Below are 22,252 nucleotides of genomic sequence, written 5' to 3' on the forward strand. Positions count from 1 at the left end.
GCACCTCTTTTGGTTCTTCGGTCACCCCGAGGTGTACATCATGATTCTGCCGGCGTTCGGGATCGTCTCGCAGGTGATCCCGGCGTTTTCTCGCAAGTCGCTGTTCGGCTACAGCTCGATGGTCTACGCGACGGCTTCGATCGCGATTCTGTCGTTCATGGTCTGGGCGCACCACATGTTCGCAACGGGCATGCCGGTTACCGGTCAGCTGTTCTTCATGTACGCGACGATGCTGATCGCGGTGCCGACGGGCGTGAAGGTGTTCAACTGGGTCGCGACGATGTGGCGCGGCTCGATGACGTTCGAAACCCCGATGCTATTTGCGGTCGGGTTTTTGTTTGTATTCACATTCGGAGGCCTCTCCGGGCTGATGCTGGCGATGGCGCTGCTCGACATCCAGTACCACGGCACGTACTTTGTGGTCGCGCACTTTCACTACGTCCTGGTGGCCGGGTCCCTGTTCGCAATGTTCGCGGGCTGGTACTACTGGTCGCCGAAGTGGACGGGCTGGATGTACAACGAGACGCGCGGCAAGATCCACTTCTGGACGTCGATGGTCTTCTTCAACCTCACGTTCTTCCCGATGCATTTTGTAGGCCTTGCGGGGATGCCGCGCCGCTATGCGGACTACCCGGCGCAGTTCACGGACTTCAACCAGGTCGCGACGATCGGCGCATTCGGGTTCGGTCTCGCACAGTTGTACTTTCTGTTTGCCATCGTGCTACCAACGTATCGGGGTAGCGGCGAGTTGGAGAGGGCGGCGGACAATCCATGGGATGGCGCGACGGGCCTCGAGTGGACGGTGCCGAGCCCGGCTCCCTTTCACACGTTCGAACATCCCCCCACAATTGAGTAATCGTCGGCTTCGAGTGGCGAGGATCGTCTGCGCGTGCATTGCGCCTGGAGCAACGCCGCGGAGGCAATATTGTCAATCTCGGATGAGGCTCGGCAGTTATTTGCGATAAGTTCGAATTGAAAGAAGGTCGCTTTGCATACGGAATATATATTGCTGCAGTCCTTTACCGTGAGGGGTATGAGCCGATGTGCTAGTTTCCCCAATTTCGAGAGCGGCGCTTTTCACCTCGGTGGGCGGCTCCGCAGACTCCACTCCGACGGCTGCGGATATCGATCGACTGCATGCTCTCGACTACTATCGGAACACTCGTATCACTCGACGGTGACACCCGAACAGATTGCGGTAGCCGGCGGTGCGGTGATGCAGGTGATGCTGGACGAGCACGGCAAGCTTGCGACGGCTAACGCGGGGAGTGTCGACGAGATGATCGGCAAAAATACACTCATCGGTGAGTTAATTCGCGATGCGGCCGTTCTGGCACGCGAGAATCAGGAGGTAGGTGCTCGCGTAGTCCTCCGGTGATAAGACTTGGCGGAGCTGAAGGGCCGAATTGGTCGAGTCAAACGCAGCGATGCTAACCCGCGTTCGACTCCGCACGTCAGGGCAGTCCGTACCTCATGGAATGTCATGCCGGCCTGGCCGGAATCCGTCGGATCGCGCGCGACACGGTTGCAAGCATCATATCCTCGTAGAGGCCAACGGGATTCGCGTCGCCGCGATTCTCACTGGCACGGACGCCCACGACGTTACGCAACTGCTGCCGCTCGTCGATGCGATTCTGCCGATTCGGGGCGTGCACGGGCGACCGCTGCAAAGCCCAGTATCGTCTATGCCGATTGTAGCTACGACTGCAAGCGACGCCGAGGCGCGCTGCACGAACACGGCATCAAGCCCGTGATCGCAAAGTGCCGTACCAAGCACCGCAGCGGACTAGGCACGTATCGTTGGATCGCCGAACGCACACACTCTTAGCTCCACAATTTCCCTAGTCTAGTTGTTCGCTTCGATCGTCCCGCAGACATTCACCAAGCATTTTTGAAACTCGGCTGCTCGCTCCTCTGTCTGAACATGTTTGGGTGCTGAGCAGGATTTTTGAGCTGGCCTATGAGCAATGTGCAGGTCTTCCGTCGCAACGGTGCTTACGACAGCGTGCTGCCGCCGCGCGTCGCCGCCGGACTACGCGGCACTGCGGCGGGGATACCCGGGATGGACGCGTTTCGCGGCGGCAGCGATGGCGTGTGCTCGTGTTGGCCCAGAGCGCAGAGCAAACCGGACCAGCACGTTGAGCCATGGTCGAAATCCCGCGCTCGGTGTACCGACCTCTGCTGTCGAAACCGGCTACACTCAGGGCGCCGCCACGGCCACCGTCACGAAGTGACCCACACACCGCCAGCACTCGGCGTGTCTCCCTGCGTCCACCATTTTGCACAATACTTCGCACCCTGATACATCACGCACTGACCGCCCTGATACGCGTTCGTCGCCGACCAAGCTGGCGTACTACCACCGATTGACACCCATACAGATGACTGACCAGGCACATCGCCCTGCGTCCACCACTGCGCCTGATACGTGGTGCCCTGGTACGTAACAGTCGCGCCGGCGTTATAGATCTGGCTCGCCGACCACGGCGTACCTCCACCGCTAGACCCGCCGCCAGAACTGCCGCCGTAGTTCGGATCCTGTGTTACACCCGCGCCCCATTTGCCACCGAGGTGTTTGAAGATCGACGCGAACGCATAGGGTTGCTGCACGATGCCCGAGCAGGTCGGCGACGTGTAGACGGCGTTATTCGGACACGCCTGGTCGCGGCCTATCGACCAGTTGCCGATGAACCCGTCACCGTTATTGACGGCCGCATTCAGCGTGCTTTGTGCATTGGCAAGCGTAAATGTCTCGCCTTGCACGTCGTTCACGCCGATCATCGGCGTGACACCGACCATCTGCCAGAGCTGTGCGCTTGTCTTCGTCTGGCCGGCCGATTTGAAAGCCGTGTCGAGTTGCGAGTAGAGCGCCTGTGCCGCGTTGATCGCGGCCGCGCCCATGTCGAGATTCGCAGGACCATAGTCCATCGCCATCAGGTTTACGGCGTCGAACACAGTCTTGTTTGCTATCGCAGCATCGACAATGTTGAGCCCGTCCTGCGTGAGTCCGGTTGGCATCGCCGGAAGTGTTAGCGTGACGTGCAGCGGTTTCCCCTTCGCCGCATAGGCTGACTGTAGTTGCGCGACTGCCTGGAAGTTGCGGGCAACAGAAGTCGTATCCTGCTGCGCCGAGCCCTCGATATCGAAATCGATGTGCCCGAGACCGTACGTGTCGATCACGGTCTGGTACGCGGTCTTCAGCGAGGACACGGTCGTGCACGCTTGCATTAGCGGGGTGCCGTTTGCTCCGCCAAACGACACGGAGACCTCGCCGCCTTTGGCTCGATAGCTGGCAATCGAGGCACTCAACGACGTGAGCAGATCGCCGGCGGCGCCGCTGCCGATTGTCTGCACCCCACCCCATGATGGCGTACAGTCGGTGCCCGCGACAACAAATGCGAGTGTGAACTGCTGGATGCCTTGCTGAACGCCTATCTGGTCGACGAGTGGCGTCGGGTAGAGTGTCACGTCAACGTAAGGGGCGTAAACCCCCGCCGCCTGCGATATGTTCGCCGTAGCGAGTAGACCGCCTACCGCGATCGAACGCGGGATGAAATGTGAAAACACACGGTTTTTCATGAGGTCCTCCGTGATGAGGATTGATACGTTGGCCGAGGTATCGCCGACGCGCTCGATCGACGTCAGGGGGTGGCGATGGCGCTAGCCTGACGGATACATATGTTGTGAACAGGGGACGATCGTTATTCCGACTATCGGCAAAGGAATATTTGACTTGGCAGCGCTCACGAGGCGGTGTCGCTGCTACGCATGAAACCATCGGAATACGAGCCCGTTTGACCAGTCCAAGACATTGCAAATTTCGCTCGCCCCATGTTAGTGTGAAAGGTGGGGCTGCACGAAAGAATCGAAAAAAGCGAAATCGTTTTCCACTGTTTGACAACTACGGGCGCGCTTCACAACCGTCATTACGGAATAGAATTGCGATGTTTGCCTCGAGACGAGCCACGAGATGAAGCAGAAGACGTTTGCCAGTGAGCTACGAAACGAAGAAGCGTGTAACCAGCTGTGAGAAGTTCCAGATGGAGATGGGGCGGTCGTTTCATCCCAACGGTTGATCACTGATTGAGCCGATGTATCCGAAGGCGGGACCGAAAGGCGGCCGGCCGGTGATGCCGTTGGAGACGATGCTGCGGATTTATTTCATGCAGCGGTGGTTCGCGTTGAGCGACCCGGCGATGATGGAAGATGCACTGTACGACACCGAATCGATGCGGCGTATCGCGGGTTTGGAGCTGAACGAAGATGCTATGGGGTCGGATACGACGATGCTGCGTTTTCGGCATTTGCTGGAGCAGCACGACTTGGCGCCCGCGATGTTGGCCGAAGTCAACGCAATTTCGGTGAGCGCGGATTGCTATTATCCGAAGGCACGATTGTGGACGCGACGCTGATTCACGCGCCCAGCTCGACGAAGAATGGAAATGGCCAGCGCGACCCTGAGATGAGCCACACGAAGAAGCGCAACCAGTGGTACTTCGGCATGGAGGCACACATCGGCATGGACCTGACATCGCGCATCGTGCATCATCGTGACGACGATGGCGAAGTTGACGACAAGCGCTGTTTCGATGAATCCGTTCCAGATTATCAAGCGGCAATCCAATTATCGAAGACGCGATGCGCGACACGTGTCGCCATTCGTCGGGACGTTATCCGGCAAAGAGGTAAGATGATGTATGTGTATGTAATCATGTAATCGACGCGCCGACCATCCAGAGCCTCAGAAAGCGTATTCGCACCCCAGAGAGCATCGATGTCGACGATTGTGCTCGCATCACCCCCTGAATCGTTGGCGCATTTTGCCGCAGAGAGTTTCTGTGTCCGCATGGTCGACATACAGGACCTTGCCATCAGACCGCCTGACCACGGGTCGACATAGAGGCCCGATCTCCAAGCCCGTTAATTTTGGAATGTCCAGGTCGCCGATCAGCTTTTCATTGCGATTCATACGCGCCTCGCAGTCTGAGTGAGGGAGACAAGTATTCCCATCCTGCGCGCGGATTGCAAGTGCCTGCGCATGTCTGTCGAACCACTTTATACACTCTGGTAAGCCATTGATTTGACCGGCCGCTACCTGCCTAAATCGACAGGATTTTTGTCGTCAACTTCTCGCCCAACGCCTTGATTGAAAACGAGGATTGGAGTGCGTGTGGCAATTTGCCACGCCCGCTCGAGGTCATGTACACGATCGTATGCTTTGATGCGCTGTAGTGAGAGATTCGCCACGAGGGACGGTTATGAACGAGGGGGTCTATCCGGAATTCAGACCAGAATCGTATATCTGATCTGCAATTTGCTGAGTGCATGGTATGCACTTTCAAAACTACGGAACGACACGAGCGAGCTTCGAGATAACGAGCGAGTTGTCACTCAACCGTAAGGATGAGACAAGTCTCATAGATGCGGCTCGAATAGCATGCAAATATGACAGCCATCCGGCCGGCTGCGTCCGCCGAACTAACGCGTGCTAACGGCGCAAGTATCGTACCTTTGCAATCTTAAACTTCGTACTAGGGGGTCCAGTGAGTACAGTTGACCGGGCAAATTGGGGTTCGCGCCTCGGTTTTGTCCTTGCCGCCGCGGGTTCCGCGATTGGTCTTGGTGCAATCTGGAAGTTTCCCTATGTTGTTGGCAAAAACGGCGGCGGTGCCTTTCTCCTGATCTTTTTGCTCTGCGTCTTTACGATCGGCGTGGCGTTGTTGCTTGCGGAAATGCTAATTGGACGAACAGCAAGGAAGTCCGCGACAACTGCATTTCGTGAGCTTAAGGGTGGCTGGTGGCCGTGGGCCGGGCGGCTATCGGTGTTGTGTATTTTCACCATACTCACGTACTACTCCGTGGTTGGGGGCTGGACAATGGCCTTTGTTGTGCGAGCTTCGGTCGGAGGGGCGTTCAGCCACGACCCGCAAATCCTCGCTGGCGAGTTCGGGAGGTTCATCGCAAGCGCCGCATCCGTCCTTGGCTTCGCGGCGTTATTTCTCGGTACAACGACTGCCGTTGTAATGGCCGGGATCGAAAAGGGGATCGAGCGGACCGCGCGTGTGCTTATGCCGGCCCTTTTTCTCCTGATGATCGTGCTGATCTTCCGCTCGGTAACATTGCCGGATGCATGGAATGGTGTGCGACATTTTCTTATTCCGGATTTCGCAAAACTGAGTCCGGAAATGTTTATAGAGGCATTAGGTCTGGCATTCTTTTCGCTCTCGCTTGGTGGCGGGACGATCATTGCCTATGGGTCGTATCTCCCAAAAGAAACGAGGCTGTTTGGGATAGCGTGGTCGATTAGTGGACTTGCAACGTTGGCTTGTTTGCTTGCGGGCTTGATGGTCCTGCCAGCGGTGTTTGCATTCAACATCGATCCGGCAATGGGGCCTGGGTTGACGTTCATTACAATGCCGGCAATCTTCGCGCGAATGCCGTTCGGCCAAGGTTTCGCCATCTTGTTCTTCGTCCTGCTATTTTTTGCCGCACTTACATCGTCGGTGTCGATACTTGAGCCGGTGGTCGCATTTCTCATTGACGAATTTGGCTGGACGCGCAAAGTGTCGGCACTGATTGCTGCAGTTGCGGCCTACGTCGTAGGTATGCCGGCTGCGTTGGCATACGGACCACTTGCCCAAGTGACGGTCTTCGGGAGGAACGCCTTTGATTTGTTGGACTACTTTGCGGTCAATCTGCTGATGCCAGCCGGTGGATTATTGGTGGCGCTATTCGTGGGCTGGGCCATCTGGCCGCGGGTCCATCACGAATTAACTGATGCGGGCTCCTCTACGATCGCCCTGGCATTCCGCTTCGTTTGTGCAATCGTTGCGCCAATTGCCATTGCCGCGATTTGGATTCACTTGGTGTAATTGAGGAATCGAAATTTTAACGTCGTTCGCGTCGCATCCTGGCGTCGACGGGGACGGTAGTTTCGTGGCACCGGCCAATTGCATTGATCGAGAGCTGGTGTCTTCGAATGCGGGACCGAATGACCGCCGGCCGTGATACCGCGGGCGACAATGCTGCAGCCCTATGTGTATTTGATGGAGTGGCAGCAGCTAGGACTGGCGATGTTGGGCGAAGTTAATGTGATACCCGACGAGCGCGGACTGCTGTTGCCCGAAGAAACGATTGTGGGCGCGACGCTGATTTGCGCGCCCAGTTGGCGAAGAATGAAAAGGGCGAGCGCGACCCTGAGAGAAGTCGGACGAAAAAGGGCAATCGGAGGCACTTCGCCAGCGGTGTCGACGCGGAACTGGGCGTCGTGCATGCCTTCGTGACGACGGCGGCGGCTAAAGTCAACGATAAGCCTTGGTTCGTGAATTGCTGCACGGCGAGGAGTGGTGGCTGTGGGCGACCTCGGCTACAGCTTACCGGACATCCGACGACATTGTGCTTGGCGCCGCATGTCTGCGGGATTCTGATGCCGCAAGGAACTTGGGGACGCCCGTTGGCGCATCGAACGCGATATCGATCATGTGCTGCGACGGTGAACGCGCGGAGCATTCATTGAGGACCGCCAAGCGGCAATTCGGTTGTGCGAAGACGCTATATCGAGGCCTTAGCGAAGAGCATGGCCCGGCTCGTTGCGCTGCACCACCTATACCCGACGCGCCGTCAACAAGCGAATTGACGCAGCCGGGGCCGGCAATCCGGCACTTGGCGGTACTTACCGGCCTGGATGGACACGTCACGTCCGTCAGAATATCGCCTTGACGCGTCGAAAATTTCGCCGCAGCACAGAAATTAATGAATCGCTTCGGCGCGAGTTCGTTTCGAAGAGCGTCCTTAGGACGAGTGTCGATATGTGGCGGTGAGCTTGGTTCATCAGTGGGGCTGGTCACGATTGGAATGTGAGCAGGGCAACGCACAAGAGGTTCGCAATGCACTCTTCCCTTAAGGAAGACGGCCACCTTAGTTGCACAACGGTTGTGCTCATGCTTACTCCAGTGACGTTTATTGGATTGGTGGTGTTGACGCGCCAGTATGATGCGGCATTGAGTGTGGAACACGTCGCCCTCGCTTTTGTTGCGCAATGGTTGGCGAGTGGCTTTCTGACATGGTTGTTCGTAAAGTTTATACGCATTTGCCATCGCGCTTGGCGTCCCTGGGAAAGCGACTCAAGATTGTCAATTGCCTTGCTTATACGATTGAGAATTTTTCGGCGACGACCCAAGGCTTAAATTCGTGGATGCGGTTGAGCGGTAAGCTGGTTGAAGGACGCCGACGGCGAGCTCATTGCAGGCTTGTCTGAAGCGAGGGGTTCGTACGGATGGCCATGGAGCACGACATCAACCCGAATATTGTTCGAACATGGATTTCCAAGTATCAACGCGAACAAACCACCGCCTAGATAGAGATACACGCCGCAGCCGACGTCGCGACCGGATTGAGATTCGGCGGCAATGGCTTCTGGTTGCTGTCCAGGCGACACGACTCCGCGGAATTGGAGCTGACGAGAAGTCGTTGACAACGATCTCCACGTGATGAGGCTCCTACACGAGAAGAGTGAATTTGGCACTGTCGCCGTGTGTCCTAATACGAGTGGAGGAACTCGCCCTTCATCCGCTGCGCAGTAGCCTGCACGATAATTTGCGACACCTGAGAAAATAGATTTGGTGTTGGGAAGTGGCGTTTTCTTAAAGAAGGATTTTGCAAATTTCGCTACTATAATATTTGATGATAAATATATTGCCGTGCTGGATATGGCTCTTGTGTCCGCGCAATCTCTAAATCACATTTTCTATAGCGGACGATGCGTGCTAATAGCGCGTCGTCCAGCGCGTCTTGCGAATTTTGCGACCTCGACATGGCAGCGCGATGGAAGGCATTCAGTTGCAAGACCCCAAATATATTGAGTATCTGATCGGCGTGATGCACACAGTCAGAGGCGATCCTGTTGGCTTTTCAGAATGAGATTTCCCCGAACTCAAGGAGCATTCACTATGAATATCACGAAGTGGACGATTTGCAATTTTGTGAAATCGCAGGCAATCGACGAGACTTGGATGACGGCAGTCGATATCGCGCAAGGTACGTCAGTAGACGTCAAACGCGTACGGTTGCTGATTGCATCGCTCGTTAATACAGGTTATCTCCGACGCATCAACAGCAGTCCACGGCTCTACCAGTGGGCTGATGACGCTCCTCCGCTACCCGAACCAATCCCCGACCGCGCTCCTCGCCTCACCCATGAAGAGCAAGAACGGGAAATCGCCGAAGCGGCTGCGCAATGGGCCGCCGCTGCCCTTCACAGAATGGTGAGTCAGGGTAGCCTTCCCTAATCTTGCATTGCACGACGAGACTGATTCACCGAGGCGGTGTGCCCATGTTCAATGAGCGTGGACAAGATGTGCATGAACGGACAAAGCTCACGTTTGCCGAACCGGTCGGTGGTCGAACGCAGGGGAGACCGACGGTGCAAGTATGACCGGAATCCGGCGCCGAGTTGATCGAGGTGTGTCTGCAGCCAGAGTGCGTGCGCGGGGATAAGGCAGTCGATGGAGGTATTCAAGCGTCGCCGATTGTACTAGTCCTCGATTCAATCGACGATATCAAGGCGAGCGCGGGCGCGCGTTTCTGGTCGGTCTGGGAGATTTTTTCGGCCTTCAGCGTCTTGAAGGGGCTCTGCGTTGCTGTGTTGGCGCGGCGGCTCATCGAGACGCTCATCTTGAACGTGGCGGCCAGTTTCCGGTAGGCATGGTGACCATCCACTGCCGCGATCGCAGTACAGCAGCGATCCCGATGGCGGCTTGCGTTGCCAGCAAGCGCTGCGCAACGCCGGGCAGACCATATCCGCGTCGATCCGCTCCGACATAGGCCAGCCGACGATGCGCCGACTCGCCAGATCCGGGATCGCTGCCAGGTGTCACCGACCCGTGCAACTCGTGTCGCCGTCCGCCGGACGTAAATGGGCAATGCGGTGGATGGCAAAGTATCTTTCTGTTTCGTCACGCGCGGCTTGCCGCTGCCGCGGCTCTGCCGGTATTCGATGTGCTCGTAGAACGACAGGCCGGTGCTGGCGATCAACGCTGCTTGTTCCTCCAATGCGCAGGCCATGCCGTCCAGCTTCAGGGATTTGAGCTGGGTTAAGGTTTGATATGTCAAAATCGCGACCTCCTTGTGTCAGTGGTCATAGTCGCGCCCGCGAAGGTTCTGTGAACGGGCGAATGCCATTCGGTGAGCGGAACCGGGGGCATCGGCGGTCGGCCCAGGCCGGACTAGAGGATTGACACATGGAGCGACAGGGCGCGAGCCGAGCACGAGCGCGCGCTGGTCGCGTGAATGTCCATTCGCGCGCGATGTGCTGCCCGGCCTATGTTGGACAGTTGGAGGGCCGGCCGCGATCGTCAGGGCGGCATCAAGCGGGTTACGGCCTTGCGCCGATTCCCGGTCGGCCACCCATTTGTGATGGCCCGCTGAGAGAGTCGGGGGTAGCTCTCGGTGCTTGCCGACAATAGTGGACGAGTTTTACGGCGCACGACAATGGGGAGTGCGATTATTAACTTCACCGACCATTTTGTCGCGCACCGTTGCTTTATTTCAATTGCACCAATCTACCAAGCCGCCCTCTTGGCAACTGATTGTTACGGTTGCGTTGCCCTTGTTCGTGATGGTCATTTTCGATCCGGCGCCAGCGCAAAAATCAAAATATCTTTTTGGCTGAAATTCGAATGGCGCGAGCAGGCTCAGATATTTCTTTTGGCCATCAATCGTGGCAGTGTTGCTTTTCGTATTTGGGTTCCGTGTTACTTCGATTGCAAGTGGACCTTGGTTTGGTGTCGCGGTGCAAATTTCCGCAGCCATTCCCGTAATGCTCGAGTCTAGGGGAATGCTTTCATTGGGCTTTATCTTGAATGTTGGCTCAGCATAGCAAGCACTTTGCATCAGAACCGTAGCAACCAGGGCGTAAATCTTCATGTTCATTCTGATCCTATGAAGGGTGAGTGGTGGCCGATATTAAGTGTTGCGATCGATGGATTGGATGAATGACCGATTTTCCTTATTATAATTAGCTGCGAAGTATAGATGGCGGTTTTCGTATTCTGGAGACATACACTCTCCTGCGTGCGAATGGCAGCCTGACCGTAGGACACGTGCGAATGGCAGCCTGACCGTAGGACACTGCAGTGTGAATCACGCTCTCTAAACATCGGACGTGATGGTTTCAATCAGTCGCGTTGCTCCTCGGGTGTAGCCTAGTAACAAGATCTGTCGCGACTTCCGTTGTGACCCATTTCTGATACGTAGAGCGATGAATGGTCGCATCGATCATCCGTCGATGCGACCGAAGCCATGCAGACGCCTCGCGTAGGTCGACTACATGCGCCATACCGCGATATGGCAGAAAATGATGCAGGCCAACGCAACGCACCGCGATGCTGCTGAGGACGGCCGTGTCTTTCCGGTGATTGTCGAAACCCGTGTCGAGCCTCAGCGGGATCGATATCCTTATCATCGAGCAAACGCCTCTGCCAGAGCTCACGAACGCGTTGTGAAGCGCGACCGGTATGTGCGGCGTCGATTTCAACGCCACTCGCTTTGAGCAAGCTATCGACTGCCCTTTCAAACGCGAACGGGTTGAACGGACGTGTTCGTCGGACTTCCGGGGGCGTTTCATTATGCGCATAACATACGTTATTGCATCGGATTTGGCACATTTGTGTCTTCTGCGCAGAACAAATTGCCTACTTGATGTGTGTACGCGCTGGCCGTTCTGATTGACAACGCTCAATTTAAACCGCATGTGGATTTACTGTGGTATGTGCTGTGCTTGGCCACTTTCTAATTTCGATCTTTTCGAGCGTGGAAGCACCAGCGCCGGCTCGAGCCGCAGCATGTCGCCGAGCCGGTTTCGCCCGCACTCTGGGTAGCGGTTCCCAAATAAAAGCGCCCAGCTCTCTCGAACGCCTGGCGCGAAGCCACCGGTGGGGCGGGAAGGTCGCCGCAAGCACATCGGCCGTGAAGTGCAGCGCCGAGCAATGATTTCGCTGGGCCCGCGAAGCTCACCGGCGGTGGAACCGCTGAGAGCCATTTCAGGTTTGGCGCGCGCGGTTCGGAATGCTTGCCGTGCTGGGCGATCCGTCACGCTTCGTGCTTGCCCGCCGGATAATGGCGTGCTTTGGTGTAGCAGCGAGCGAGCACACTCGACGGCGACAAGCGTCGCAAGGGCGCTATCACCGCGAATGGCTACAGTTTGCGAGAAGGCTGCTCGTCGAGTCGGCGTTAATCTATCAGCATCCCGCTCGTGTCGGTCCGGAGATTCAGCGTCGACTCGAAGGAGTCCCAAACCGAACGTAAGATCGAGCGTAGTACGCGCTATCGAACGCTCGCACGCAAGCAGAAGAACGTCGCTGTGGCCGTGATTGCCCGGAACTGAGCGCATTTATCCGAGACATTGGCCTTGCACGGTCAGATTCCAGATTGAGGGGCGTCAATTTCTAAGCGATCACGATCCGGCTCCACCGCGTGATAGTGTCCTTCAACGAGCGCCGATGCCGGTTAGACCTGAATCGACCGCAGGTTGGTCCTCATCTGGAACTCGCACTGCCGTGCTCGGCGCGTCGATCGATGCGCCATCTATCACCATCGCGTCTTGACCTCGTGAGGTTTGCAGCGTCTGTTGCTGCCGAATTCTTCGCCCATGGCCGCTCGAGCCGCCCATATGCCGGCTTTGGGCAAAACTTGGCCACTCTCCGAGCCTCTTCGCCGATTTTCCGCCGGCCTCCGATAGCGATTCGGCGGTCCAAATCGCAATTTTCTCGCTTTCTCTTGGTGACAAAATATTTCAAATTGAAAGATAGCGAATTTTAGTTACATTTTGCAGTTCGAGGCGTCGGTGGTCCATACTCGGTAGCAGAAATACAAACGATATCGTCGACACCGCAATCGTGCGCCGATTTAGTTTTTCGACACAATTCTATACTGCTGAGGTCATTAAGTGTCGCACGTGACCAAACACCAGACCATAGCGCGGCACCGCCGCACATTCGCCATGAACAAATATCCATGGCGCCTCGCACGCAACCTGAGTGAAAATGATCGCGAATACATGTCGGCGCCACGATTATGCCGTAATGCTGTGTCGGAGAAACTGCTTGGCTAATGCAAATTTCTCGGAGATTGCGGTTTGGCAATTCTCCATTGGTCGGCATGTCCCGCACGGCAGACTATGCAAATTATTCAATTTCCAACATAAGACCGTGGACGGGAAATCGGGATAATTGTGTTGAATCTCGCGACTGCGCCGAAACGCTCCTTGTGCGCATGGAGTGTGTACCATTATATATGGTGGAGTGTTGCGTATTCTGTTGCCGGATGCCATCGGCGAGCTTGTGTCCGAATTTTATTTGGTCATGTTGTTGAGCAATGGATCGTTCGGCGTTTCGGGTGTTGCTACTTCGCTTCATGGTTATTGCGTTGCGGTGGACCTCTATATCTGGACGGTATTCTGTTGGTTTTACTTCTGAAGAAACATTATAAAGAGACTCGTCATTATATTGGGAAAGAGGTCTAGGCCATGACACTTACTCTTGGCTCGTTGCTGGGTCTGTCGTTCCTGATTTCGGTGCTGGGCTTGTTTTTATTCATCTGGGCTCAGATGAATGGTCTCATGAAGGCGGGTAACGAAGGGGCCCAAGTTATTTTTCGGGAAGGTGAGCTAGGACGCGTCGAGGAACCGGCGGTCGATCGCAGCACGCTGTATGCATTGCAGGGGGCAGGGCGCGGCTTGCAGCGACTCGAAGTCGTGACCGACGAAACTTTCGCTTCGTCGATGCAAGTTGACGAGCGCCTGATGGAGGACCAATCAACCCGCCATGCCGCGTTCGCCTTTCTGGGTTCTGCAGTGTTTTGGCTGGTACTGGGCTCGATAGCTGGGCTAATTGCCTCTCAGCAATTGAGTATTCCTGATTTTCTAAGTTCATTGCCGTGGCTTACCTTCGGACGCGTACGTACCGCGCACCTCAACATGGTCGTCTATGGGTGGGCGTCTATGTCGGGATTAGGCATTGCGATCTGGATGTTGCCACGTTTGTTGGCAACGACATTAGTCGGGGAGCGAGTCGCTGTCTTGGGTGCCGCAATGTGGAACGCGGGAGTGGCAGCCGGCGTAGTCGCGATCCTCCTTGGCTGGACCGATGGACTGCAGTGGCTGGAAATACCATGGCAAATTGGCATCATGCTTGCCCTCGGCGGCGCTCTGTGTGCGATACCGCTATTGCTAACAATTCATCGTCGCCGTGTGGACCATCTATATGTGTCCGTTTGGTACATCTGTGCCGCGCTTTTGTGGTTTCCCATTCTTTATGCGCTGGCCAAAGTGCCGTACGTCCATTTCGGGGTCGAACAGGCTCTCGTCAACTGGTGGTATGCCCATAATGTGCTCGGCTTGTGGCTTACGCCTTTGGGGGTGGGGGCCGCCTACTACTTTATTCCTAAGGTGCTCGGCCGCCCAATCTACTCATACAACCTCTCGTTGGTCGGCTTTTGGGCGCTTGCTATGTTCTATAGTCAGGCGGGCATCCACCATTTGATCGGGGGGCCAATCCCACCATGGGTTGTCAGCGTGTCTGTTGTGCAAAGTGTGATGATGATCGTGCCGGTCGTCGCAGTCGGTGTCAATCAACACATGACAGTGATAGGGCGCTTTGCCACCCTCAAATACTCTCCGACGCTGCGCTTTGTTGTGCTGGGCGCAGTCCTCTACACGCTGGTTTCCCTTCAAGGTGCACTCGAGGCCCTGCCGTTCTTCAATAGGGTCGTTCATTTCACCCAGTACAAGGTTGCGCATGCCCACTTAGGATTGTATGGATTTTTCTCGATGATTATGTTCGGTTCGATCTATTTCGTACTCCCGCGTGTATTTGGTCGTGAGTGGCCATATCCCAGACTGATTTCGCTCCACTTCTGGAGCGTAAGCATCGGATTTTCTATCTATTTCGTTTTTTTAACAATCGGTGGCATGTTGCAGGGCATCGACATGCTTGATCCGTCGCGGCCGTTCATGGATTCGGTTGAAGTTCTGAAGCCGTATCTAGTTGCCCGAACGATCGGCGGCGTTCTCATGGCGATGGGACATCTGGTGTTTGCCTATCACTTCTCGATAATGATCATGAACAAGGGGCCGCGCCGTACCGGCATGGCCGTTCTTGGCGGTTCTGCCTCTGTCGCGAGGACGCGCTGATGAATCGCATATTGACCATCGTGATTGGCTCATTGATTCTGCTCGCATTCGCCACGCTCGTCCTCGTGGCAATTCCTTACGGGGAACTGAAGGACGAGTTGCCACCTGAACAACTTAAGCCTTACACCTTGGCTCAGCTCCGCGGGCGTTTGACCTATGTCAGCCTTGGCTGCGTCTATTGCCATTCGCAGCAGCCACGCGCACCTTCGCTCGGCCCGGATGCATTGCGCGGATGGGGGCGTCAATCGGTTCCGGCCGACTATGCCTACGACTATCCGCATTTGTTAGGTGTGTCGCGCACTGGCCCTGACCTGTTCAACATCGGCGCGCGCCAACCTAGCGTCACCTGGCATCTGGTTCATCTGTATCAGCCACGAGCCGTGAGCCCTGGCAGCGTCATGCCTGCCTATCCGTTCCTGTTCCGCATCACCACCGAGCCCAACCCCAAGGACAAAGTCGTTGCGTTGCCGCCGCAGTTTGAGCCTGCACGCGGCAAGGTCATTGCCACCCAGGAGGCACTAGATCTCGTTGATTACCTTACATCCCTGAACCATACCTACCCGGTTGCCAATGGCCTCTCAGGAGTTCCCCAATGAAGAACGCCGCTCCGCACGACAACGCCCAGAAACGCGAATATGCCGAACCCAGCGAGCGAGCCAATCCGGTGCCGTGGCTGCTCGGGCTGATCGCCGCGTCACTGCTTGTCTGGGGCGTAAGTTACTTCCTGTTGGATCCGTTGCTTGTGCCCGCCAGTCATCAGACGGGTAGCGCCGTTTCCGTTGACTCGGCAGCGGCGATACCGGCGGCTGACGGTGGGGCCATCTACCGGGAGCGATGTCTTGCGTGCCATCAGGCTTCTGGTGGCGGAGCGCCCCCTGGATTCCCACCTCTTGCCGGGTCCCCCTGGGTAACCGGTAGCCCCGTGACTCTTGTTCAAATTTTGCTGCGCGGTGTGCAGGGCAAGCTCAGTGTGGGAAAACAAGTGTTCGATGGGGAGATGCCGACTTTCTCGGATTTGTCCGATGCACAAATTGCTGCGGTTGCGACTCACATTCGTACAAGCTTCGGTAACAAACCAGCCCACCCGGACCCTGTTTCGGCAGATCTTGTGAAGGCTGAACGCGCGAAACTTCCCGCCGAGATCAAACCGTTTGCCGGCGACAGTGATCTCCCCGCGCCCGAGTAAGCAGTGCCACGAAGTGCCTGCATCTAGAGCAACATCCGGATAACGACATGAATTCAGATCGTGTACTCCCGCCTAATGCCCAGCGCCGCAGCGTGTTGCTTGGTGCAGCAGCTTTGGGCATCACTTCACTTGGTGGCATTCGTTTGTCGCAGGCCGACGAGACGCCACCTGCAAGTGCGCTGACGGTCCTCACCACGGATTTTCCTCAAAAGGGCTCTCTGATCCTTCATCGCACGCGCCCCCCCTTACTGGAAACGCCGTTCGAGGTGTTCGACGATGGGGTATTTACCCCCGCTGAGCGTTTCTACGTGCGCTGGCATTTGGCCAACATTCCGACGACCATCGATCCGGCAACGTTCCGGCTGACCATTCGTGGTCACGTCAATCAGCCAATGCGCATCACGTTGAATGAACTACTCAGCAAATTCAACCGCCACGAAGTCGTTGCAGTCAATCAATGCGTCGGCAACTCGCGTTCGCACTTTGATCCGCGCGTGACCGGCGCTCAATGGAGCAATGGCGCAATGGGCAACGCACGTTGGACCGGCGTGCGTCTTAAAGACATCCTGGAGCGTGTCGGGGTACGAAAAGGAGCGCAGTGTGTGCGCTTCAAAGGGCTCGATAAAGGCGTAATAGCGCAAACACCTGATTTCATGAAGTCGCTTAACATAGACCATTGCCTAGGCGGCGAAGTCATGGTTGCCTACGCGATGAACGGCCAAGCGCTGCCGTTACTCAACGGGTATCCGTTGCGTCTGGTTGTGCCGGGCTGGTATGCCACTTACTGGATGAAAATGCTCGCGGATATCGAGGTGCTCGCCGGGCCAGATGAGAATTTTTGGACGACCCGAGCATATCAAATTCCCGATACGCCTCACGCTAGCATCCGACCGGGTGAACACGGTTTCAAGGTAACGCCCGTGAGCGAGATGGTCCCACGTTCATTTATCACCAACATCCGCGACGGTGCGGTATTCCGCGTGTCGCAACCCGTGCCTGTGCGGGGAATTGCATTTGGCGGTGCGCACGCACTCGCGCGCGTACAAATCTCGGCTGACCAGGGCCAGACATGGCGTCCGGTGGAACTCGGTGCCGACTACGGTGCATTTAGCTTCAGACGATGGGAAACGAATCTGCGCTTCACGCAGCCGGGCACTCAGAGCCTGATGGTTCGCGCGACTGATGCGACGGGACAGTCCCAACCCGCTGGGGCAAACTGGAACGGATCCGGGTTCATGCGCAACGTCATTGAGGCCGTCCATGTCACAGTGACCTAATCCGAGGAACACAAGCGATGAACACAAGCATCCGCGGCGTCGCTGCGACCTGGTTGCTGCCGATTGTGATCGGCTGTTCGGTTGGCGCGTTGGGTAGCCATTATCTCCCGACGTCGGCATCGACGTTGATCGAACGTCAGACGCATCTCGTGCCACCGGTTCGCTTTAAGCGCGTCGTCGTCCAACTCCCGGATGCTACGGTGCCATTCCCCAGTGGTATTGGCGCAGCTCTCGCCCAAGGGCAGTGTGTGATGTGCCATGACCCTGCTATGGTGCTTGATCAACCGCAGCTTACGCAAGCAGAGTGGGTAGCGGTCATCAAGAAGATGCGCGGTCATTTCGGTGCCCCCGTTTCGGATGACGACATCCGGACACTGTCACGTTATTTCTTCGTGATCGATGGCCGTTCGGACAATGCCGGCCCGTCGCGTGTCGACGACCAAGCAAGCTAAGGCGGAAGGCAAGCGCACGATGTCCCGCCGGCTCCTCCTTTCGGTGCTGCAGACATTAGCGGCTTTCGCCTATGCCTTCGGGGCTCTGGCATGGGCCACTGGCGGCTTTCATGGCCTCACCCGCGAAACGATCCGTGCCTATCGGGTAGCATCGCATCCAATACCGATACCGCCCGTGGTGCTGATGGACCAGACCGGACACCGATTTACTCTCAATAGGTCGCCAATGGCCGATCGCGCAGTGCTAGTGGTGGATTTCGTTTATACCGGTTGTCTGACCGTGTGCAGCGCCATGGGCTCACGTTTCCAGCAACTGCAACAGGAAATCGCGCAGCACGGATGGATTGGCAAGGTGCGGTTGGTAAGTATAAGTTTCGATCCCGTGCATGACACCGTGTCGACCATCGCGCATTATGCAGAACGGATGCATGCCGATGCGCGAACGTGGCAGATCGCGCGCGTGGCCGACCCGGCTCAATTGCCTGTCATTCTGCAGACATTTGGCATTCGCGTTATTGCTGGCCCACTAGGGCAGTTCGAGCACAATGCTGCGTTTCACATCGTTGACGCAAAGGGCAATCTGGTGAAGATCATGACATTTGATACGCGCAACGACGTCTTACTTGACAGCGCTACATTAAGAGTACTCGATCTACCGCTGACCGGGGACGAGCCATAATGAGCGTCATGGCGCGTGCGCGGGTTCTCGTCGCATCGTCGATATTTCTGCTGTTCACGGTGCCGTCGGTGCGAGCCGAGCTCGAGGCGGCGATGTGGTCGCATATGCTGATTCAGATACCGCTGCTGTTCGGCTTGGGCATGCTACTTTATCCTCGCTCACCTCAGTCGCGCATTCACGTGGTCAGTGGTGACCTGTGCGGTTGGATATGCGTGGCAGTAACGCTGATGGTCTGGATGATTCCGGCGGCAATGGACGCGGCGGTCGAATCTGCGTGGGTGGATGCAGTGAAATTCATAACCATCGTGGCAAGCGGGGCATGGATACGCCATCTGACTCACACTTGCGTCGGGCCGCTTGCGATTTTCTTCACAACGAATCTTGTGTGCATGATAGCGATCACCGGGTTATTGTATTTGGACGCCGATGTCAGACTCTGCAACGCTTATTTGTTCGACGATCAGTTCTATACGGGGTTCGGCCTCATTGCGCTGGCCATTTGTGCGGCCTGTGCCACCATACTGCTGTTCACGCGTCGAGGACTGCGCGCCGTGGTAAGCTCCGCCACGGTTGACGGCTACTGTGCTGTCAACACGCAGAGTGTTAAAAGGTGTACTGAGATCGTGGCTACGCATGCGGTCAACGACGAGCGTTAACATTCCATTCTGATGCGACTGACTGATGCGAGAACATCGGAAGTGTTCGCTGCCCGTCGGGAGTATGTAAGCGATGCACGAGCGATACTCCTCAGAGCGAGCTGGCCGAACGTTTGAGGTGTGCGCGATGCGCATCAGTGGAGGTTGGTGGGGATATTGCGCGGAAGCCGCAGGCGGTCGACGGTGGTCGTCAGCGGAAGGTTTCCGGTTAGTCGCCATCGTCACGACCCCGCCAGATTGTCGGGCCAGATGAAGTGGCTCCCGTGAAATCATTTTCTCGTAAGCTAGAATCCGCTAACAATTCCAGCCGAGTATCTTGATTCGGTCGCGACGGCGATTGCCCAAGATGTGAAGTGACGAGTCCATCCGATTCACGCGCATCGACCGTTCGCCGATGCGAGCGATGGTGTCGCAAGTTTGAGTTCGGCTCCATTCGACAGATGCACTTGAACGTGAGCGTCGCCGTCGACAGTGGTGATGTGTGGGACGATGGCGATGTCGCAGCGACCTACGTCGAGCGATGGAGCCGCGTGCGACAGTGCGCCTATGCCCTCAGTTGTCGTTGCCGATGGCACGTAGTGCAATCACGCAACAGGTTCGGATTGACGTCGTGATCCATCACCGTGCAAGTAATGGACATCCGGGGCTTCAAACAAGGCTTCGCCAGTTCTTGTCGTGCACTCTCATCAAATTCGCGTCCGCCGTCTCGCCTCAGCCTCTCAGGAGAAGGGCGTCATTTATCGACTGCATGCCTTTTGGCACGCCATTCTTTAGCGCATCTTTACTATGTCTATATTTCTGACGAGCACGAGAAGAGCTTGAACGATAAGAGCACGTTTTGCACGATTTCAACATATAATTGGAGTCGAACCAATACCATAACGGCATAGCATGATCAACTTTACTCATCTTGCTGCCTTTCAAGCCGTTGTCGAAACCGGCAGTGTAACGGCGGCGTCTGAGCGCATGCATGTGAGTCAGCCAGCACTCACGCGTGAAATCCGGGAGTTGGAAGGCAGGCTCGGCGTACCGCTTTTTGACCGCCTACCGCGAGGTATGCAACCCACTGAGGCCGGTCGACTTCTCGCCGACTATGCCTCACAAATCTTCGGACTTGCGCGCGCGGCCGAAAGTGCAGTTGAAGAATTTGCTGGGCTTACGCGCGGCCACTTGGGTCTTGCGGCAAGCCGAACAGTGGGTGTTTATTTACTCCCTGCAATTTTAGACGAGTTCCGACGCTTGCATCCCGGGGTCACAGTCGAAGTCATGGTGTCTAACACAGAGCAAATTGAACAGGAACTAGTCGCGCACAATTACCAGATAGGACTGGTTGAGGGGCCATTCGATCAGAGTTCGTTCGAGGCCCTAGTGCTGGGTCGAGATGAGCTGATAGCGGTAGCGAGTCCGCAACATACACTGGCACGGCAGCGGACGCTCGTAGCTCGCGATCTGAGTGGGGCTGAATTAGTAACCCGCGAGCCTGGATCGGGCACACGCGCCGTCGTCGAGGATGCATATTCGCGGCACGGTCTCACATTCACGGCCATGATGTCTGTCGGAAGCACGGAGGCGATTAAACGCCTGTTACGCCTCGGCCGCACCGTGGCGTGGATGTCTCGCTACACAGTCACTGAGGAGTTGAATATGCAGCTACTCGTGCAACTACCGGTGCGGGACCTGGTGATTTCACGGGATTTCACGATGATCTGGCGGAAGGGCCGCAGCCTCAGCCCCAGTGCGCAGGCTTTTCAGAAGCTCGCTGCCACGGTATTTCAGAGTTGTCCTACTGATTCGGCTCTCCTGGCGGAATGAGCTACCCGCGCCAAACAACGGGAATGCAGGATATCTGAGCCGTCACGTCGAAGACGGCCACGCCAATCGATAACGCCATCAAACACGAAACTCCGCCTTTCTGGTAAGCGTCAATCCGAGGCCGTCTTGACGATCAGAACTTGACTTCCAAGAGCTGCTGATTCGTGAGCACGAGATCGAAGGCGGCGGGATCGAAGCTGCCGCCGCACCACTCAAGGAAGTGGTCGTGCTCTTCGTGCCTCGGATCGGCGATCGCTTCGAGGAAGTCGGCATATCCTGGCACCCCACCGACGTCTTCCGGTGGACACGCATTCTGCCCGTCCAGGCACAGTGGCCGGCGCATGTCTGGATCAGGCACCAGAGCCTTCTCGACCTTGATCCGATGCTGCCAGTTGTCACCGTAGTCGTAGATGTAGGTGAATGACTTCAGCCCGCCCAGTGCCTTCGCCAGCGTGACCCGTGCTTCATTGAGCATTGGCGGATCGCTCTGGAATCCGAAGTCATCCGGTTCACCATAGTTGGTTTCGCCGAAGACGAACTCGTGCAGGTGCCCGCCTTCCCAGCCGATGGCCAGTTGCAGCACGACATGCAGCTTGCCCAGCCTGATCGAGCCGGGAACGATGATTCGTCGCCAGATGGCCGGCTTGATGTACTTCAGCTCAACGTGCAGCACATAATCGGGCACTGGCGCCTTGACCAGGCGCACGGTAGGTTTGCGGGGTTGGACCATCGGATTGATTGTCAGGCGGCTTGCTGCTCGATGTGTGCAGCCGGCATCAGGCGCCACGGCAGCAACTCGTCGATGCGGTTGATGGGATGATCGGCGATGCGCTCGAGCACCGTGCGCAGGTAGGCAAACGGCTCGATGCCGTTCAGGCGCGCCGTACCGATGAGGCTATAGATCACCGCCGCGCTTTGGCCACCGCCGTCGGAGCCTGCGAACAGATAATTGCGGCGCTTATGCTGATCTGAGCATAATCGACGTTATGCGCACTTCGAGATT

The 22,252-nt window shown here is 56.5% G+C and carries 16 protein-coding genes and 6 pseudogenes; 15 read left to right on the forward strand and 7 right to left on the reverse strand.

The genetic code is table 11. The annotated features are described in order from the left end of the window. The 3 genes and pseudogenes from C7H84_RS34905 to C7H84_RS37445 form a co-directional block, all read left to right on the forward strand. Window positions 1-856 (forward strand): cbb3-type cytochrome c oxidase subunit I (locus C7H84_RS34905; RefSeq protein ID WP_205611499.1); only part of this gene is annotated, 856 nt, incomplete at its 5' end. Between the two features lie 321 nt (window positions 857-1,177). Then, a complete protein-coding gene (locus C7H84_RS36820; protein ID WP_162999494.1) occupies window positions 1,178-1,378 on the forward strand; it encodes a hypothetical protein in 201 nt (66 codons plus the stop codon). Between the two features lie 109 nt (window positions 1,379-1,487). Beyond that, a pseudogene (locus C7H84_RS37445) lies at window positions 1,488-1,939 on the forward strand (transposase); the annotation flags it as partial. Between the two features lie 284 nt (window positions 1,940-2,223). Here C7H84_RS37445 and C7H84_RS34910 read toward each other — a convergent pair. Then, window positions 2,224-3,579 carry a chitinase gene (locus C7H84_RS34910; protein WP_121863051.1) on the reverse strand — a complete coding sequence of 452 codons (1,356 nt, stop codon included), beginning with the start codon at window positions 3,577-3,579 and terminating at the stop codon, window positions 2,224-2,226. A 500-nt stretch (window positions 3,580-4,079) separates the two neighbouring features. On the opposite strand from C7H84_RS34910, the pseudogene C7H84_RS34915 reads away from it, so the two are divergent. The 4 genes and pseudogenes from C7H84_RS34915 to C7H84_RS36825 all read left to right on the forward strand — a co-directional run. Beyond that, window positions 4,080-4,549 (forward strand): annotated as a pseudogene (locus tag C7H84_RS34915) (IS5 family transposase); the annotation flags it as partial. A 994-nt stretch (window positions 4,550-5,543) separates the two neighbouring features. Next, window positions 5,544-6,872 (forward strand): sodium-dependent transporter, encoded by a 1,329-nt coding sequence (locus C7H84_RS34925; RefSeq protein ID WP_121863054.1) that lies wholly within the window; start codon window positions 5,544-5,546, stop codon window positions 6,870-6,872. 234 nt (window positions 6,873-7,106) lie between these two features. Continuing rightward, window positions 7,107-7,309 (forward strand): annotated as a pseudogene (locus C7H84_RS37450) (IS5/IS1182 family transposase); the annotation flags it as partial. A 1,639-nt stretch (window positions 7,310-8,948) separates the two neighbouring features. Then, window positions 8,949-9,287: a hypothetical protein gene (locus tag C7H84_RS36825; protein WP_162999495.1), complete on the forward strand. Its 339-nt coding sequence runs from the start codon at window positions 8,949-8,951 to the stop codon at window positions 9,285-9,287. Between the two features lie 226 nt (window positions 9,288-9,513). Here C7H84_RS36825 and C7H84_RS37640 read toward each other — a convergent pair whose 3' ends face one another. The 4 genes and pseudogenes from C7H84_RS37640 to C7H84_RS37460 form a co-directional block, all read right to left on the reverse strand. After that, complete coding sequence (locus tag C7H84_RS37640) at window positions 9,514-10,113, reverse strand: hypothetical protein (RefSeq protein WP_346428414.1); 600 nt, start codon at window positions 10,111-10,113, stop codon at window positions 9,514-9,516. A gap of 432 nt (window positions 10,114-10,545) precedes the next feature. Then, entirely contained in the window at window positions 10,546-10,923 is a 378-nt protein-coding gene (locus C7H84_RS36830; protein WP_162999496.1) for a hypothetical protein, read from the reverse strand. 280 nt (window positions 10,924-11,203) lie between these two features. Continuing rightward, window positions 11,204-11,663, reverse strand: a pseudogene (locus C7H84_RS37455) (GTP cyclohydrolase I); the annotation flags it as partial. Between the two features lie 155 nt (window positions 11,664-11,818). Then, a pseudogene (locus tag C7H84_RS37460) lies at window positions 11,819-12,042 on the reverse strand (hypothetical protein); the annotation flags it as partial. 1,480 nt (window positions 12,043-13,522) lie between these two features. Between C7H84_RS37460 and C7H84_RS34945 the strand changes: the two are divergent. The 8 genes from C7H84_RS34945 to C7H84_RS34980 all read left to right on the forward strand — a co-directional run bounded on the left by C7H84_RS34945 (window position 13,523) and on the right by C7H84_RS34980 (window position 21,249). Continuing rightward, the gene (locus C7H84_RS34945; RefSeq protein WP_121863056.1) at window positions 13,523-15,187 is read left to right on the forward strand and encodes a cbb3-type cytochrome c oxidase subunit I; all 1,665 of its coding nucleotides are present in this window, start codon (window positions 13,523-13,525) and stop codon (window positions 15,185-15,187) included. After that, window positions 15,187-15,783 carry a cbb3-type cytochrome c oxidase subunit II gene (locus C7H84_RS34950; RefSeq protein ID WP_121863057.1) on the forward strand — a complete coding sequence of 199 codons (597 nt, stop codon included), beginning with the start codon at window positions 15,187-15,189 and terminating at the stop codon, window positions 15,781-15,783. The genes C7H84_RS34945 and C7H84_RS34950 overlap by 1 nt, the downstream gene beginning before the upstream one ends. Further along, window positions 15,780-16,373, forward strand: coding sequence for a cytochrome c (locus tag C7H84_RS34955; RefSeq protein ID WP_121863058.1), 594 nt, complete (start codon window positions 15,780-15,782; stop codon window positions 16,371-16,373). The genes C7H84_RS34950 and C7H84_RS34955 overlap by 4 nt, the downstream gene beginning before the upstream one ends. A 47-nt stretch (window positions 16,374-16,420) precedes the next feature. Next, window positions 16,421-17,650 carry a molybdopterin-dependent oxidoreductase gene (locus C7H84_RS34960; RefSeq protein WP_121863059.1) on the forward strand — a complete coding sequence of 410 codons (1,230 nt, stop codon included), beginning with the start codon at window positions 16,421-16,423 and terminating at the stop codon, window positions 17,648-17,650. Between the two features lie 17 nt (window positions 17,651-17,667). Continuing rightward, window positions 17,668-18,102, forward strand: a complete 435-nt coding sequence (locus C7H84_RS34965; protein WP_121863060.1) for a cytochrome c — start codon at window positions 17,668-17,670, stop codon at window positions 18,100-18,102. Then, entirely contained in the window at window positions 18,080-18,781 is a 702-nt protein-coding gene (locus tag C7H84_RS34970) for an SCO family protein (protein ID WP_162999498.1), read from the forward strand. The genes C7H84_RS34965 and C7H84_RS34970 overlap by 23 nt, the downstream gene beginning before the upstream one ends. Then, complete coding sequence (locus C7H84_RS34975; RefSeq protein WP_121863062.1) at window positions 18,781-19,437, forward strand: hypothetical protein; 657 nt, start codon at window positions 18,781-18,783, stop codon at window positions 19,435-19,437. The genes C7H84_RS34970 and C7H84_RS34975 overlap by 1 nt, the downstream gene beginning before the upstream one ends. An 891-nt stretch (window positions 19,438-20,328) precedes the next feature. Continuing rightward, window positions 20,329-21,249, forward strand: a complete 921-nt coding sequence (locus tag C7H84_RS34980) for a LysR family transcriptional regulator (RefSeq protein ID WP_346428413.1) — start codon at window positions 20,329-20,331, stop codon at window positions 21,247-21,249. A gap of 133 nt (window positions 21,250-21,382) precedes the next feature. Here C7H84_RS34980 and C7H84_RS34985 read toward each other — a convergent pair whose 3' ends face one another. After that, entirely contained in the window at window positions 21,383-21,979 is a 597-nt protein-coding gene (locus C7H84_RS34985; RefSeq protein WP_121863063.1) for a plasmid pRiA4b ORF-3 family protein, read from the reverse strand. Between the two features lie 11 nt (window positions 21,980-21,990). Continuing rightward, a pseudogene (locus C7H84_RS34990) lies at window positions 21,991-22,206 on the reverse strand (transposase domain-containing protein); the annotation flags it as partial. Window positions 22,207-22,252 lie beyond the last annotated feature (46 nt).

The sequence above is a fragment of the Burkholderia sp. Nafp2/4-1b genome (assembly GCF_003635165.1).
Taxonomy (GTDB): Bacteria; Pseudomonadota; Gammaproteobacteria; order Burkholderiales; family Burkholderiaceae; genus Burkholderia.

Excerpts from the sequence above, each read along its gene's own strand:
- C7H84_RS34960 (WP_121863059.1), top strand. The coding sequence starts at position 16,421 with ATGAATTCAGATCGTGTACTCCCGCCTAATGCCCAGCGCCGCAGCGTG.
- C7H84_RS34945 (WP_121863056.1), top strand. The coding sequence starts at position 13,523 with ATGACACTTACTCTTGGCTCGTTGCTGGGTCTGTCGTTCCTGATTTCG.
- C7H84_RS34950 (WP_121863057.1), top strand. The coding sequence starts at position 15,187 with ATGAATCGCATATTGACCATCGTGATTGGCTCATTGATTCTGCTCGCA.
- C7H84_RS36825 (WP_162999495.1), top strand. The coding sequence starts at position 8,949 with ATGAATATCACGAAGTGGACGATTTGCAATTTTGTGAAATCGCAGGCA.
- C7H84_RS34955 (WP_121863058.1), top strand. The coding sequence starts at position 15,780 with ATGAAGAACGCCGCTCCGCACGACAACGCCCAGAAACGCGAATATGCC.
- C7H84_RS34965 (WP_121863060.1), top strand. The coding sequence starts at position 17,668 with ATGAACACAAGCATCCGCGGCGTCGCTGCGACCTGGTTGCTGCCGATT.
- C7H84_RS34910 (WP_121863051.1), bottom strand. The coding sequence starts at position 3,579 with ATGAAAAACCGTGTGTTTTCACATTTCATCCCGCGTTCGATCGCGGTA.
- C7H84_RS34985 (WP_121863063.1), bottom strand. The coding sequence starts at position 21,979 with ATGGTCCAACCCCGCAAACCTACCGTGCGCCTGGTCAAGGCGCCAGTG.
- C7H84_RS36830 (WP_162999496.1), bottom strand. The coding sequence starts at position 10,923 with ATGAAGATTTACGCCCTGGTTGCTACGGTTCTGATGCAAAGTGCTTGC.
- C7H84_RS34975 (WP_121863062.1), top strand. The coding sequence starts at position 18,781 with ATGAGCGTCATGGCGCGTGCGCGGGTTCTCGTCGCATCGTCGATATTT.
- C7H84_RS34980 (WP_346428413.1), top strand. The coding sequence starts at position 20,329 with ATGATCAACTTTACTCATCTTGCTGCCTTTCAAGCCGTTGTCGAAACC.